Source organism: Enterococcus sp. DIV0970a (genome assembly GCF_051711265.1).
Classification (GTDB): Bacteria; Bacillota; Bacilli; order Lactobacillales; family Enterococcaceae; genus Enterococcus_D; species Enterococcus_D casseliflavus.
In genome coordinates, this window is record NZ_JBIOMF010000001.1 from 1,815,609 (window position 1) to 1,829,632 (window position 14,024).

Here is a 14,024-nt window from a genome sequence, read left to right on the forward strand (position 1 = left end):
ATGTTCTTTTAAACGATTATTCGACAAACTCGAACTCGAAGTTGCCGATCCGAACGATATCGCCGTCTTTGGCACCGCGCGTCCGTAACGCTTCATCGACACCTAAACCACGCAGCTGACGAGCAAAACGCATCACGGTCTCATCATGATCAAAATTCGTCATCTGGAATAGTTTCTCGATTTTTTCACCGCTCAAGATCCAAGTTGCATCAGGATCGCGATCAATTGAGAACTCTGGTTCATCCGATTGGAAGCCATAATGAACTACATCTTCTTCCATTTCTTCATCGTATAAAAGAAACTCAGGGGTGACTTCCAATAGATCCGCTGTCGCATTCAACAAGGCATCGATTCCCTTACGAGTGACACCAGAGATTGGGAAAATCAATGGTTCATCCGCGAACTCATCCGTTTTTTCTTTTGCCAGCTGCTCTTTGAAAAAGGCTAGGTTTTCTTCAGCATCCGGCATATCCATCTTATTGGCAACGATGATTTGTGGTCGCTCTAGTAAGCGCAAGTTATGGGTCGACAATTCATTGTTGATGGACAAATAGTCCTCGTATGGATCGCGTCCTTCCATGCCACTCATATCGATCACATGTAAAATGACGCGGGTCCGTTCGATATGGCGTAAAAACTGAGTCCCTAAACCAACCCCTTGTGAGGCTCCTTCGATCAGACCAGGCAGATCAGCGACCGCAAAACTACGGCCATCAGTAGTTGTTACCATACCTAAATTTGGTACCAGCGTGGTAAAATGATATGCACCAATTTTTGGTCGAGCAGAGGAAATCACAGAGAGTAATGTAGACTTCCCAACTGAAGGGAAACCAACTAGACCAACATCTGCTAAAACTTTTAATTCGAGCTCGATTTTTCTTTCTTGACCAGGTTCTCCATTCTCAGCTAATTCTGGGGCTGGGTTTTTCGGAGAGGCAAACCGAATGTTGCCACGGCCGCCACGGCCACCTTTAGCAATCACTAATGTTTGGCCTTGCTCAATCAAATCACCTAATAAGGCACCTGTTTCAGCGTCACGAACGGTCGTTCCCTGTGGTACTTTGATGTAGGTATCATCTGAGCCACGACCGTGCATTCCTTTACTCATGCCGTTTTCCCCGGGTTGCGCTTTAAAATGACGATTAAAACGGAAATCCATTAATGTACGCAGACCCTCGTCTACGACTAAAATGACATCACCACCACGTCCACCGTCACCACCTGCGGGTCCGCCGTCTGGGACATATTTCTCTCGGCGAAAAGCAACCATTCCGTCGCCGCCTTTTCCTGCTTTGACATCGATTGTCACTTGATCTAAAAACATGGACATTATTTGTCCTCCATTCTTTTTTTACTACCTTCTATACTTTTTGATTATCAGTTATCTCACCTTAAGTGGTTACTATTTCTCTAATAAGAAAGTCTATTTTATTGTAACGACCGAAACGTCTTTTGTCTATCTTTTCTCATGGGTTTCCGTAAGAAATCGCGAATTCTTAAGGGTTATTCTTTGACAGTCACTTGAAATCGTAGCAAACTTTTAAGTGTACCAGACACAATCAAAGGAGGAGACAAGAAATGACAGTAAAAGTTGGAATCAATGGTTTTGGACGAATTGGACGTTTGGCTTTTCGTAGGATCAAAGAAGTTTCTGCCGATATTGAAGTTGTGGCAATCAATGATTTAACGAGTCCAGTCATGTTAGCACACTTATTGCAATTTGACTCGACCCACGGCACGTACCCTGGAACTGTTACTGCAACGGATAATGCTATCGTTGTCGATGGCAAAGAGACCCGTGTGTACGCTGAACCAGACGCAAGCAAAATCCCTTGGGCAAAAGAAAATGGCGTCGATATCGTTTTAGAATGCACGGGTTTTTACACTTCCGCAGAAAAAGCACAAGCCCATCTTGATGCGGGTGTCAAACGAGTCGTTATCTCCGCACCAGCTGGTAATATGAAAACGATCGTTTACAATGTCAACTCCGACACGTTAACACCAGAGGATACTATCATATCCGCAGGTTCTTGTACGACCAACTGCTTAGCTCCGATGGCCTACTTCTTAAATGAGGAATTCGGGATCGAAGTTGGTACGATGACGACGGTACATGCCTATACTTCTACACAAATGCTATTGGATGGTCCGGTAAAAGGCGGAAACTTAAGAGCCGCTCGGTCCGCTGCAGATAACACGATCCCTCACTCGACGGGTGCTGCTAAAGCGATCGGTCTAGTTATCCCAGAATTAAATGGCAAATTACAAGGACACGCCCAACGGGTTCCTGTCGTCGATGGTTCTTTAACAGAATTAGTCTCAATTTTGAAAACCAAAGTAACCGCCGATGAAGTCAATGAAGCGATCAGAAAACACACCGTCGATAATCCGTCATTCGGTTACGATGACCGTGAGATCGTCTCTGGAGATGTGATTGGTACCACTCAAGGTTCTATCTTTGATCCGACACAAACAGAAGTAACCACGGCTGGCGATTTCCAACTGGTGAAAACCGTCGCTTGGTATGATAATGAATATGGCTTTACTTGCCAAATGATTCGTTTGCTAGAAGAATTTGCTCGTTTATAAGCCAAGGGTCAAGCAAAAAGTGCCGGTTCTTTTTTTGAACCGGCACTTTTTTATTCACTTGCTGGGTGATCGTATTTGTCCAAAAAAGCTGCAATTTTTTCTTTATAAAGGTCTGGATCTGTTTTGTAGCTTTTCGCATGCTCGGCACCTGAAACAACCCACTTTTCTTTTGGTGCATCGGTCGCGTTATACAAAATTTCCAGCATCGAATAAGGAACAAACGTATCCGCATCGCCATGGATAAAAAAGATTGGACGCGTATTCTTTTGCAGTTGTTTGACTGCATCTGCTTCACCAAAGAAATACCCCGCTCGGATTTTTGTGACAAGGCTAGTGACATTCATCAATGGAAAGGCAGGTAGACCAAACAATTGATCGAGTTGATAACCCAATTCTTCATTGACGTTGGTATACCCACAATCTTCAATGATAGAAGTGACATTTTTCGGCAAGTCTTCCCCACTGGTCATCATTACCGTGGCAGCCCCCATACTGATGCCATACAAAGTGATCGTTTCTTCAGGACCATTTTTTGCGAGTACTTCATCGATCCATTGCAGATAATCCTTACGTTCGTGCCACCCAAAACCAATATAATCTCCTTCGCTTTGACCATGCCCTCGAGCGTCTGGAACCAAGACATTATAGCCTAAATCATGATACATCTTAGCATAGTCCGCCATCGTTTCTGCATTCCCCATGTAGCCATGCGCGATGATCGCCGTTTTTCCTCGATTCTTCTCCTCCGCCGGTAGATAAATGGCGGATAATTTTAAATCATCTTCAGATGTCAGCTGCCACATCTCACGATTTGCGGGATCTGTAAACCAATTTTGCGATTCATTTCCTGTCTGATTTTCATCCGTACCAGGGGTATCTCCTTCCAAAAAATCTTTTTCTGAAGGAACCACCGCATAATCGTAAAAATAGTTTCCTGCATACCCTAATCCTGCAATTGCTAATACAGCCACTCCGATGGCAATCTTCCAGCGCAATTTCACACTTGTCACGTCCTCTTGTTATATAGTTTACATAATATTATTATGGTTTCATCGTTCTTCATGGAAAGAACCCACTACATAAATTACCGTTTTTTGCTCGTGTTTGTCAATTGCAAGCGCCCAAAAAGAAAACCATTGCCAACACGCTTTGTTGGCAATGGTTGATTTTTCGTGATAATTAGTTATTTTCGACCAATTTAAAACTTGACCAAGGTTTCAAAAATTCTAATAAGAATAGTTCCTCATCAACGATCTTACCAACGACATTGACACGACCGTCATTTTTCATTGCTTTCAAGGCGATTTGCGTCTCACCTTTGTATTGTCCATAGCCAGCATTATCGATCAAGACATCCCCTCTTACCATATCACGGGTATCATGAGGTGGAAATTCCTTGTCTTTATAATAGATCCGCGTCATCGTTGAACGCAAGATGTACTCTGAGCGATCTCCTCGATAGCTGTGCAGATTATCGAAGAGACAAATTCGTTCATCTTCAGTGATTCCGTCAACGACATCGACTCTTAATGTCGGATAATCAGCATGAAACGCTTCAGCCATTGCTGCCAATTCTGCTTCTGAAGCATAGGCATTGCCAATAGAGATATCATCGATCAAACCAGTCAACACTAAATGTTTGACTTGTGTAGCTAGTGGCAGATCACGATGGTCTTCCAAAGAGCATAAACCATCTTGTGTTGGCCATGGACCGAAATCAGCTTCGTGAGAATTCACGAAAGCCATCGTATTTAAATTGTATTTGCGGAATTTTTCCGAACAAAAAACAAAATGGTCATAGCCTAACCCTGAATAGCGATGAGGATAGAAGTTATGCGAACCGAGTAAATTTTCAGTATTAGGTGAATAACTCATGATGTTATCCACGTAGCTCGTGCCGCTGCTCATATTGATTTCGATTTTGATCCCGTAAGGATTACGGGTCATTTTGGCTTCTTCTGAACCAGTGAAACCAATATCTAACCGAACACCGTAAGCCCCCATCTCATCAAAGAAGGATAAATCATCATAAGAAATACCTAACTGTTCGAATAAACCAGGATTGATATCTACCATGACTTCCATTCCTAACTGATTGGCATAATCCACGACTTGCTTAAAGTCTGCCAAGACTTTTTCTTTGTCATAGTTGATTTGCAGCAAACTGGTAAATACCCGTTTAAAGCCGTATTTGTGTGCCAAGTCTAGATACGCTTTGTCCTTTTCAAACGTTGAGCGCTCTGGATAAATCGATATCCCTAATTTTCCCATCAAAAAAACCTCCTGTAAATTCTATCCGTTTATTATAATGAATCCTCTTTCATTATAGCAAACATCTAAAAAGTGGTCTACACCTTTCCGTCTGTTTCTTTCTCATTCCACAAAATCTGCGCTTTCTTCTATGTCTCTTTTTTGTTATGATTATCATTAAGAAAACTGGAAGGAATGAAAGAATGAAAAAAATCCTATTCACACTGACAGCAGCTGCTAGCCTTTTATTATTAGCTGCTTGTACAGGTTCAAGTACCACCGATCCCTCATCAAGCAATTCGGCAGAAAGCACGTCAACCTCAGAATCTGTTGACTTGAATGCCCTGGAATTGCCGCAATTATCAACGGATGTGCAAGAGAATGAAGCTTTAGTTGAAATGGTAACGGAAGAAGGCTCGATCAAAATCAAACTTTTCCCAGAGATCGCGCCCAAAGCAGTCGAAAACTTTTTGACCCATGCCAAAGATGGGTATTATGACGGCTTGACTTTCCATCGTGTCGTAGAAGAGTTTATGATCCAAGGGGGCGACCCTAATGGTGATGGCACTGGCGGAGAAAGCATTTGGGGCGAAGGATTCGGCGAAGAATACTCCAACCAGCTTTATCACTTGCGAGGCGCATTAGCAATGGCAAAATCAAGTGCGCCAAACAGCCAAGGCAGTCAATTCTACATCGTTCAAAATGATCAGGATGTATCTGACGGTCTAGCGATCCAACACTATCCTGAAAAAATCATCGAAGCCTACAAAAATGGTGGAACACCACGATTGGACGGTAGCTATACCGTATTTGGTCAAGTGATCGAAGGCATGGATGTCGTAGATAAAATTGCGCAAGCAGAAACCCAAGACTCTGGCAATGGTGAGAATTCTCAACCGGTTGAGCCAGTGAAGATCGAAACGATCAAGGTCTTGCAAGAAGCCAAAGAATAAATAAAAAACCGCTGAAGTCTCCGTTAATCGGGAATTTCAGCGGTTTTCTTTTATTTTTGGTCGCCAACGATAAAGGTGAATTCGCATTCCGCAGCTTTTTTGCCGTCCACTGTAGCGACCGCATCAGCAGTTCCTACAGAGCCTTTGATTTTAGTGATCTCGAAAACAAGTTTCATGGTATCTCCCGGAACAACTTTTTGACGGAATTTGGCTTTGTTGATGCCGCCGATATACGCCGTTCTACCTTGGAATTCCTCGGATTTCAAGATCAGGATCGATCCTGCTTGTGCCAATGTTTCTAAAATCAAGGCACCTGGCATTACTGGATTTCCTGGGAAATGTCCTTGGAAAAAGTCTTCGTTGATGGTGACATTTTTCGTTGCGATAATCTTTTTGCCAGACTCGATTTCATCGACGTAATCAATATATATAATTGGGTAGCGATTTGGAATCAAATCCATGACTTCTGTTTCAGTCAATAGTTTTTTCATGGTTTCCCTTCCTTGCTTAAGAATTTATTATAGTTTGATTATCAAAGTATCATAGTTCAGCGAAATTCGCAACTAAATATTTATTAAGAAAAAAATAGTTTGACAATCAAACAATTATGCTTAATAATTAGAAATCAAGATAGTTTGATTTACTATTTGTCATTATACGTATTTTATTATTGTTGAATTTATTAAGGAGTGGAATTATGAGTTTTTTAACCGGTAAAAAAGTTGTCGTCATGGGCGTTGCTAACAAACGCAGTATCGCTTGGGGCTGTGCACAAGCATTAAAAGCACAAGGAGCCGAAGTGATCTACACGTATCAAAACGACCGCATGAAAAAGCCTTTAGAGCGCTTATTGGAATCTGATGAATTTGTAGTGGAATGTGACGTCGCCAATGACGAAAGCATTGCTTCCGCCTTTGAAACGATCAAAGAATATGCAGGTGAGATCCACGGTGTTGTCCATGCCGTTGCTTATGCCAATAAAGAAGATCTATCTGGCGATATTTTAAATATTTCTCGTGACGGTTATGCTTTGGCGCAAGACATCAGCAGTTATTCATTGATTGCCGTCACCAAATATGCCAAACCAATCTTAGCTGAAAATGCTGGAATCGTTACCCTTTCCTACTTAGGTGCCGAACGGGCAGTACCGAACTACAATATGATGGGGATTGCAAAAGCCGCTTTAGAATCAAGCGTTCGCTATTTAGCTGCCGAACTTTCACCGCAAAAAATCCGCGTCAATGCGATTTCAGCTGGTGCCATCAAGACGCTGGCAGTAACTGGTGTAAAAGACTATCAAAAACTGATCCAATTGTCAGAGGATCGAACACCTGATCATATTGGTGTGACGATTGAAGAAGTGGGCAATACTTGTGCCTTCTTGATCAGTCCATTATCAAGCGGGATTATCGGCGAAGTGATTTTCGTTGATAAAGGCGTTCATTTATCTTAATCAATGATTGTCATAGAAAAGTCTGCTATTTGCCTCTCCGTTGGCTAAGCAGGCTTTTTCTGAAAAAAACAGATATTTCAGAAAACCTCCTTTGCATTTCTATTTTATCTTCGTTAAAATAGATGCAGTAAGACTTGGAGGGATTTTATGAAACAACTGCTAATTGCAGCTAGCACGACCGATTCAAGTGGTTCCAGCATTACCGAACCAGCAGCTGCTCAGCTCAATGCATTACAAAAATGGTGGGCATCGATCGACTGGGAATCGATCATTGGCCTACTGATCCAAAAAGCACTGATGCTGCTTTTTTTGTGTATCTTATTCGGAATTTTATTAAAAATAAGCAACATGATCATTGACCGGATCTATCGGTCCTATGAAAAAAAAGCCACCTTCAATGTGAGTCGAATCAACACGATCCATACCCTGATCCGCAATACGGTTCATTACACATTAGGCTTCTTTTTTGTCTATGCACTCCTTTCAACCATCGGCGTACCTGTAGGCTCGCTACTAGCCGGTGCCGGAGTCGTCGGTGTCGCCCTCGGTCTCGGTGCCCAAGGCTTTATGAATGACTTGATTACTGGCTTCTTTATTATTACCGAACAACAAATCAACGTTGGTGATTACGTCCGCTTGACCAATCTGACGCTTGAGGGTACGGTGACGGCCGTCGGTATTCGGACTGTTCAATTAAAATCCGTTGATGGAACCGTTCATTATATCCCAAATCGTAACATCACAACCATCAGTAATACATCAAGAGCCAATATGCAAGTCGTGGTAGACGTACGTATCCTACCATCTGAAGGCTTAGATGAAATACGTGCCATCATTGAAGAAGTCAATGAACAGATTGCTCAGCAGCACGAAGAAGAGATTCAAACGGCCCCTACGGTCTTCGGTCTGGTGGATCTAGGAAACAACAACTTTGCAATTCGCACGACCATGTATGTGACCAACGGTACGCAATGGAAAATCAAAGAGGAATTTTTGGCCGCATCGATTGATGCATTAACTGCCAAAGGCTATACGATCCCCAATGCGCCGATCGTCGGTATTTAAAAAAAGGTTATCCCGAAACTGGGATAACCTTTTTTCTATACCACATGCAGTTCATCTGTCATCTTTGGGGCATCTTCTTTCGAAATCAGCAAATAGCGTCTTTCGATTTCATGCGCCAAATGATTGACGGATTTTAAAATCTCTTTGCGGGTGATAATCCCAACAAAGACATTGTCATCATCAACGATCGGCAAGAATGCTTGATCCACTAACAGATGCAGCATACTTTCCAACTCATCGTTTTCTTTGATGCAATTCACATTGACTTCCATGACATCTGCCACAGCCAGCCCTTCAATATTTTCCATACTGAAGCCAGTGAGATCCATCATTCGTTCTACGATGTTTGAGAGGCTGATTAAGCCGACTAAATGGTCCTCACTATCTAGTACTGGGATCTTTGAATAGCCCACTTTTGATAAAACAAGCAATGCGTGACTCAAAGGGTGGTTATAAAATACCGATGCCACATTCTCTGCCGGCACCAAGAAATTTTCTTGATTCTCGAGTAATATTTTTTCTACGGTCTGTCCTATCAATCTAATTGCCTCCATTTCACAGCTACTCTTCTATTTTACTTGAAAATGAGAATAGAAAGTAGAAACCTGCAAAATTATAATGAAATTTTTACTTTTTGATTCCGCTTACTTAACGTGTGAAAACGAAAGCTAGCTCTGGGACTTTATGAAAGGAACGATCATAGTATTGGATTGCCCATTGTTCTGGTGTACTTTCAATAATCGCAAAACTTTTGATTTGGATTTGCCCTCGCGGTTGAGAAATACTGCCAGGATTCAAGAAAAGTCGATTCCCGACTTTCTCACAAGCAATTTGATGCGTATGACCAAACAAAGCGATCGAAGCATCTGCTTGTTGCGCTTTTAAGCCTAATTTGGTTACGCCAAAACGAACATCCGCCAAATGGCCATGGGTCATATAGATGGTATCCAGTGGCGTTTTAACGATACGTTCATTCGGAAAACCACCACCGTAATCGCAATTGCCACAAACGACTTGGAATGTTTCCCATAAAGGATCCGTTTCAGGAAGTTCTGAATCCCCACAGTGAAGGAACAAATCGACTTGATTTTCGAATTCATTTTTAAGATCAACAAGAATCTCACGATCTGAATGATTGTCACTGACAACTAAGTATTTCATACATTTTCTCCTTCTAACCACTCCCGCCACTGTTCCTGCAGTTTTTTGATTGCTAGACCACGGTGGCTCACTCGGTTCTTCTCTTCTTGACTCATTTGGGCTGCACTTTGCTCTGAACCATCAGGAATAAACAATGGATCGTAGCCGAACCCATTTTCTCCACGAGGGATGCGGCCGATTCTCCCCGGCCATTGAGCTTCAACCACCAAACTCTCTTTTCCTGGTGCTGCGAAAACTAACGTACAGTGAAATTGGGCACTGCGTTTGTCATCTTCGACATCCGTCAATTCATAGAGCAATTTTGCATTATTGGCAGCGTCACTTTTTTGCTCACCAGCAAATCGAGCAGAGTACACCCCTGGTCGTCCCCCTAGTGCATCGACTTTCAGTCCTGAGTCATCAGCTAACACCGGTCTTCCCAAAATTCTGGCGATGGTTTCCGCTTTAAGGCGGGCATTTTCTTCAAAGGTGGTGCCGGTTTCTTCAACATCTGGTAAGGAAGGATAGTCTTTTAAGGTACGGACATCGTAACCTGCTGCGCCAAATACGGCTTTAAATTCCTTGGCTTTTCCTGGATTGCCTGTAGCAATGACGATCGTTTTTTCGGGAATCTCATAAGGGGGTTCATCTGGTAAAAACAGTGCCTCTTTTTGATAGGCGATCAATTCTTCGATAGCTGTTTTTCCGTAGATCAGCATCTCATTCAACTGCTGACCATCAAAGGTCGCTTCTTCCCCAGTTCCTTGCAATTCGACAAATCGACCAGATTCCGTCATCACCAAATTCATGTCAACAGCAGCTGAAGAATCTTCTTGATAATCGAGATCGGTCACACAGGTGCCATCTGGTAAGATCCCGACACTAATTGCTGCCAAATGCTCCTTGATTGGATCTTCCGTCAACGCTTTGTCACGCAACAAGGTATCGATAGCTAAACGCAACGCGACAAATGCGCCGGTAATACTAGCTGTTCGGGTACCGCCATCTGCTTGAACGACATCACAATCGACCACGATACTGCGCTCCCCTAATTTTTCTAAATCGACTACTGCCCGCAAGGAACGAGCGATCAGCCGTTGGATCTCCATCGTCCGACCAGAAAGCTTGCCTTTGGCACTTTCTCGACGATTACGAGTGTTGGTCGCTCGTGGGAGCATACTGTATTCGGCTGTGACCCAGCCTTTTCCCGTATCTCGTAAAAACGGAGGGACCCGCTCTTCAATCGTTGCCGAACAGATCACGGTTGTGTCACCAAAAGAGATCACAACCGATCCTTCGGGGTGTTTGTAGACGTTGGTTTGAATTTTAACTGGTCTTAACATTGTTTCTTTTCTGCCATCATGTCGCATTTAAAAGCCTCCTAAATCAGTGTGAATCGATGAGATCGTGTCTAAATCAAGCCAATCATTGGCAATCTCATCAAACATTTTCGGTGAACCAGTAGTAAAAAATGCATGTTGCGGATGCGGATCGTCCTGACTCGTTGCAGCAATGGAAAAATAGTCCAACAAGGTACTGACTTCCCCCACCGTTTCTGCCCCTGAATCAATCAGCTGGATATGAGCGCCCAATTCATTTTGGATCAAAGGACGCAATAAAGGATAATGGGTACAACCCAAAATCACTGTATCTAGCCGTTTGTTTTTCAATGGACGCAACGTTTCTGCCACGATTTTCTTGGCGACCGAGCTATGGTATTGTTTGCTTTCTACGATCGGCACAAACTTCGGGCAAGCCAAACTGACGACGGACGCATGGGGCGCTTTGCCATGAAGCGCGCGCTTGTAAGAGTCACTTTTGATCGTTCCGTTTGTCCCGATGACACCGATTCGTTGGTTTTTGCTTGCTTTGACTGCTGCTCGACTGCCAGGCAGGATCACGCCGATCACTGGGATCGTTAGTTGTTCTTTGATTTCTTCAAGGGCGACCGCTGTCGCTGTATTACAAGCGATCACCAACATTTTAATATTTTTTTCTAATAAAAAACGGGTCATTTGCCACGTATACTCGATGACTTGCTCAGCAGGTCTCGGACCATACGGGCATCTGGCTGTATCTCCCAGATAAAGAATCGATTCGTTGGGTAATTGCTTGATTGCTTCTTTGACGACCGTCAACCCACCAACACCAGAATCGATAAAACCAATTGGTCTGTTGTTTGTCATAGTTTCCATCCTTTACATGAAAGAAAGAGTTTGGTGCATTTTTCTCTCTTATTCATTTTGGACTTTTTTTGACTATTTTTCAAGTATTCCTTTCGTTTGCTAAAAAAGCATTCCCAAAAAGCACGAAACGGTCAAAAAGAAAAAAGCCCCCACGATTGGCTTACACCCCACAAGTTGCACTTGCATGGGTAAAAGACCGATCGTGGGGATGTTTTTGTTGATTATTCTTTTTAGTAATCGTACTGACGTTTTTCCAAAAAGCCAGAAAGCAATGACAAGGCATAACAAACCAAAAAGTATAAAACAGTCATTGCCAAAAACATAGGCAAAACATAGTTTGTATTTTGGCCATAAATGATTCGAGCATGATGAGTCAGCTCTGGTAAAGAAATAATCACGGCTAATGACGTATCTTTGATCAAAGAGATCAACTGACTGACGATCGCTGGCAGCATCGCTTTAAATGCCTGCGGCACGACGATGCTCCGCAATACTTCGACATAGCTCAACCCTGTAGACAAACCAGCTTCCATCTGCCCTTTTGGCACAGAATTCAAACCAGCACGAAAGATTTCAGAGAGCATCGCTGATTCAAAAATCGTCAACGCCACAACCGCTGACCAAAAAATATTAAAGCGGATACCGATCTGCGGCAATGCAAAGTAAGTGAAAAAGATGATCAAGAGCAAAGGCAAGTTACGAATAACATCGATCACGACACCTAATACTTTAGAAAAGACTGGGATCGAGCTGAAGCGCAAAATACCGGCGATCCCTCCGATAATAAAGCTAAATAAAATCGATAGGATCGACACTTCAACTGTTACCCGCAAGCCATCGATCAAGAAGCGAATGTTAATCGCTGAAAAAGCTTCAAAAAAGTCCATAGTTCGTTAGCTCCTTTCTATGAGCGGACAGCCCAACGCCGTTCCAAGTAAACCATCAAATAAGACAATGGTAGGGTAATGATCAAATAGAAAAGACCAACAATGATATACGTATCAAATGTATTGAAGGTCTCACTTGCGATCAAATCGCCTTGATACATAATATCTAATCCTGCGACCATCGCCAAAATTGATGAATTTTTGACAAGATTGATAAATTGATTGCCTAACGGCGGTACGACGATTTTAAATGCTTGAGGCAAAATAATGTAGCGCATCGCTTGGCTGTAAGTAAAACCAGAAGACAAGGAAGCTTCCATCTGGCCTTTAGGGACCGTTTGAATCCCTGAACGGATCGTCTCAGCGATAAATGCCGATGTATAGATCGTTAAGCCGATCGTTCCTGCTTGAAAGCCGTCAAAAGAAACCCAATACATTGGCACAACGACATAAAAGAACATCACGATGATCAATAAGGGAATATTTCTAAAAAACTCAACATACGCTTTGGCAATCCCTTTGATGAGGCGATTGTCTGACAACTGAAAAATTGCCATTAAGGTTCCGATCAAAAGACTAAAAAACAGTGCGATCAAACTCGCCATGACTGTGTATTTAAAGCCTTCAATAAACTGACCGGTATACGTTTGAAATAATTCAACCATTCAGTTTCCTCCTACTCTACTTTTCCTGATTCGTCTTCAGGGAACCACTTGTTGTAAATCTCATCATAGGTTCCATCTTCACGCATTTCCCGCAAGGCTTGATTCACTGCATCAAGAAACGGCTTTTGTCCTTTATTGATGGCAATACCATAAGGTTCTTCTGTAAAAGTTTCGCCAACTAAATGGTAATTGGGATTTTCACTCGCCATCCCTAATAAGATCGCATTATCCGTGGTCATAGCATCCCCTTGACCAGATTGTAAAGCGGTAAAGGCTTCCGCATAATTCTCAAGTTCCAAAATTTGCGCTTCTGGTGCTGCTTCACGGATGTTGACAGCTGAAGTAGAGCCCTTCACGACCAATACAGTGGTGTCTGCGGTCAAATCTTCGATCCCTTGGATTGGACTATCTTTTGCGACTAATAAAGATTGTCCTGCATCAAAGTAGACATCGGAAAAATCGACCTGTTTTTTACGTTCTTCCGTGATAGTCATCGTGGCGATGATTGCATCGATGTTGCCGTTTTTCAAAAGAGGAATCCGGGTTTTTGAGGTAACTTCAACAAAGATGGCATTGCCATCACGACCTAAAATTTTCTCAGTGATTGCACGAGCGATATCAATATCGAATCCTCGTACTTCTCTGGTCGCGATATCCATTAATCCAAAAAGACGGGTATCGTTTTTTACGCCCCAAACGATCTGATTCGTCTCTTTGCTGTTTTCTAAAATATCGATCTCTGCGGCACTTTGTCCTTTACAACCTGAGAAAGTCACAAGGGCAAAGGCTAAGACTAGAAAGGAAAAGATTTTCTTTCTCATAAGGGTTCCTCCTAT

General features: G+C 42.7%; 15 protein-coding genes. 4 read left to right on the forward strand and 11 right to left on the reverse strand.

Annotation, left to right across the window (positions count from 1 at the left end; all coding sequences use genetic code 11):
- Positions 1-16: 16 nt before the first annotated feature.
- A complete protein-coding gene (obgE, locus tag IGK14_RS08750; protein ID WP_010748410.1) occupies positions 17-1,330 on the reverse strand; it encodes a GTPase ObgE in 1,314 nt (437 codons plus the stop codon).
- A 248-nt stretch (positions 1,331-1,578) separates the two neighbouring features.
- On the opposite strand from obgE, the gene gap reads away from it, so the two are divergent.
- A complete protein-coding gene (gap, locus tag IGK14_RS08755) occupies positions 1,579-2,589 on the forward strand; it encodes a type I glyceraldehyde-3-phosphate dehydrogenase (RefSeq protein WP_005226174.1) in 1,011 nt (336 codons plus the stop codon).
- A 50-nt stretch (positions 2,590-2,639) separates the two neighbouring features.
- Here gap and IGK14_RS08760 read toward each other — a convergent pair whose 3' ends face one another.
- Both IGK14_RS08760 and IGK14_RS08765 read right to left on the reverse strand, forming a co-directional pair.
- Entirely contained in the window at positions 2,640-3,590 is a 951-nt protein-coding gene (locus IGK14_RS08760; RefSeq protein WP_010748411.1) for an alpha/beta hydrolase, read from the reverse strand.
- Positions 3,591-3,768: 178 nt separating this feature from the next.
- On the reverse strand, positions 3,769-4,860 hold the full coding sequence (locus IGK14_RS08765) for a DUF871 domain-containing protein (RefSeq protein ID WP_010748412.1): 1,092 nt from the start codon (positions 4,858-4,860) through the stop codon (positions 3,769-3,771).
- A 182-nt stretch (positions 4,861-5,042) separates the two neighbouring features.
- Between IGK14_RS08765 and IGK14_RS08770 the strand changes: the two genes are divergently transcribed.
- Positions 5,043-5,792: a peptidylprolyl isomerase gene (locus IGK14_RS08770; RefSeq protein WP_010748413.1), complete on the forward strand. Its 750-nt coding sequence runs from the start codon at positions 5,043-5,045 to the stop codon at positions 5,790-5,792.
- Positions 5,793-5,842: 50 nt separating this feature from the next.
- Here IGK14_RS08770 and fabZ read toward each other — a convergent pair whose 3' ends face one another.
- Entirely contained in the window at positions 5,843-6,283 is a 441-nt protein-coding gene (gene fabZ / locus IGK14_RS08775) for a 3-hydroxyacyl-ACP dehydratase FabZ (protein ID WP_005226178.1), read from the reverse strand.
- Positions 6,284-6,489: 206 nt separating this feature from the next.
- Here fabZ and fabI point away from each other — a divergent pair, with 206 nt between their 5' ends.
- Positions 6,490-7,245, forward strand: coding sequence for an enoyl-ACP reductase FabI (fabI, locus tag IGK14_RS08780; RefSeq protein ID WP_005226179.1), 756 nt, complete (start codon positions 6,490-6,492; stop codon positions 7,243-7,245).
- Between the two features lie 147 nt (positions 7,246-7,392).
- A complete protein-coding gene (locus tag IGK14_RS08785; protein WP_010748414.1) occupies positions 7,393-8,310 on the forward strand; it encodes a mechanosensitive ion channel family protein in 918 nt (305 codons plus the stop codon).
- A 35-nt stretch (positions 8,311-8,345) separates the two neighbouring features.
- Here the strand turns inward: IGK14_RS08785 and cbpB are convergent, their stop codons facing one another.
- From cbpB to IGK14_RS08820, 7 genes are all read right to left on the reverse strand, one after another.
- Positions 8,346-8,849, reverse strand: coding sequence for a cyclic-di-AMP-binding protein CbpB (gene cbpB / locus IGK14_RS08790; RefSeq protein ID WP_010748415.1), 504 nt, complete (start codon positions 8,847-8,849; stop codon positions 8,346-8,348).
- Between the two features lie 109 nt (positions 8,850-8,958).
- Entirely contained in the window at positions 8,959-9,471 is a 513-nt protein-coding gene (locus IGK14_RS08795; protein WP_005226182.1) for a metallophosphoesterase, read from the reverse strand.
- Positions 9,468-10,820: a ribonuclease PH gene (gene rph, locus IGK14_RS08800; protein ID WP_010748416.1), complete on the reverse strand. Its 1,353-nt coding sequence runs from the start codon at positions 10,818-10,820 to the stop codon at positions 9,468-9,470. The genes IGK14_RS08795 and rph overlap by 4 nt, the downstream gene beginning before the upstream one ends.
- On the reverse strand, positions 10,821-11,636 hold the full coding sequence (gene racE, locus IGK14_RS08805) for a glutamate racemase (protein WP_010748417.1): 816 nt from the start codon (positions 11,634-11,636) through the stop codon (positions 10,821-10,823). It lies immediately after the preceding gene.
- Positions 11,637-11,866: 230 nt separating this feature from the next.
- A complete protein-coding gene (locus IGK14_RS08810) occupies positions 11,867-12,523 on the reverse strand; it encodes an amino acid ABC transporter permease (RefSeq protein WP_005226185.1) in 657 nt (218 codons plus the stop codon).
- Positions 12,524-12,540: 17 nt separating this feature from the next.
- Complete coding sequence (locus IGK14_RS08815; protein WP_005226186.1) at positions 12,541-13,188, reverse strand: amino acid ABC transporter permease; 648 nt, start codon at positions 13,186-13,188, stop codon at positions 12,541-12,543.
- Positions 13,189-13,199: 11 nt separating this feature from the next.
- Positions 13,200-14,009, reverse strand: a complete 810-nt coding sequence (locus IGK14_RS08820; protein WP_005226187.1) for a transporter substrate-binding domain-containing protein — start codon at positions 14,007-14,009, stop codon at positions 13,200-13,202.
- Positions 14,010-14,024: the final 15 nt, after the last annotated feature.

What these genes read in the sequence shown, in the direction of transcription:
- IGK14_RS08820 (WP_005226187.1), bottom strand. Translation starts at nt 14,009, where the DNA reads ATGAGAAAGAAAATCTTTTCCTTTCTAGTCTTAGCCTTTGCCCTTGTG.
- IGK14_RS08795 (WP_005226182.1), bottom strand. Translation starts at nt 9,471, where the DNA reads ATGAAATACTTAGTTGTCAGTGACAATCATTCAGATCGTGAGATTCTT.
- IGK14_RS08770 (WP_010748413.1), top strand. Translation starts at nt 5,043, where the DNA reads ATGAAAAAAATCCTATTCACACTGACAGCAGCTGCTAGCCTTTTATTA.
- fabI (WP_005226179.1), top strand. Translation starts at nt 6,490, where the DNA reads ATGAGTTTTTTAACCGGTAAAAAAGTTGTCGTCATGGGCGTTGCTAAC.
- gap (WP_005226174.1), top strand. Translation starts at nt 1,579, where the DNA reads ATGACAGTAAAAGTTGGAATCAATGGTTTTGGACGAATTGGACGTTTG.
- obgE (WP_010748410.1), bottom strand. Translation starts at nt 1,330, where the DNA reads ATGTCCATGTTTTTAGATCAAGTGACAATCGATGTCAAAGCAGGAAAA.
- IGK14_RS08765 (WP_010748412.1), bottom strand. Translation starts at nt 4,860, where the DNA reads ATGGGAAAATTAGGGATATCGATTTATCCAGAGCGCTCAACGTTTGAA.
- racE (WP_010748417.1), bottom strand. Translation starts at nt 11,636, where the DNA reads ATGACAAACAACAGACCAATTGGTTTTATCGATTCTGGTGTTGGTGGG.
- IGK14_RS08785 (WP_010748414.1), top strand. Translation starts at nt 7,393, where the DNA reads ATGAAACAACTGCTAATTGCAGCTAGCACGACCGATTCAAGTGGTTCC.
- fabZ (WP_005226178.1), bottom strand. Translation starts at nt 6,283, where the DNA reads ATGAAAAAACTATTGACTGAAACAGAAGTCATGGATTTGATTCCAAAT.
- IGK14_RS08810 (WP_005226185.1), bottom strand. Translation starts at nt 12,523, where the DNA reads ATGGACTTTTTTGAAGCTTTTTCAGCGATTAACATTCGCTTCTTGATC.
- IGK14_RS08815 (WP_005226186.1), bottom strand. Translation starts at nt 13,188, where the DNA reads ATGGTTGAATTATTTCAAACGTATACCGGTCAGTTTATTGAAGGCTTT.
- rph (WP_010748416.1), bottom strand. Translation starts at nt 10,820, where the DNA reads ATGCGACATGATGGCAGAAAAGAAACAATGTTAAGACCAGTTAAAATT.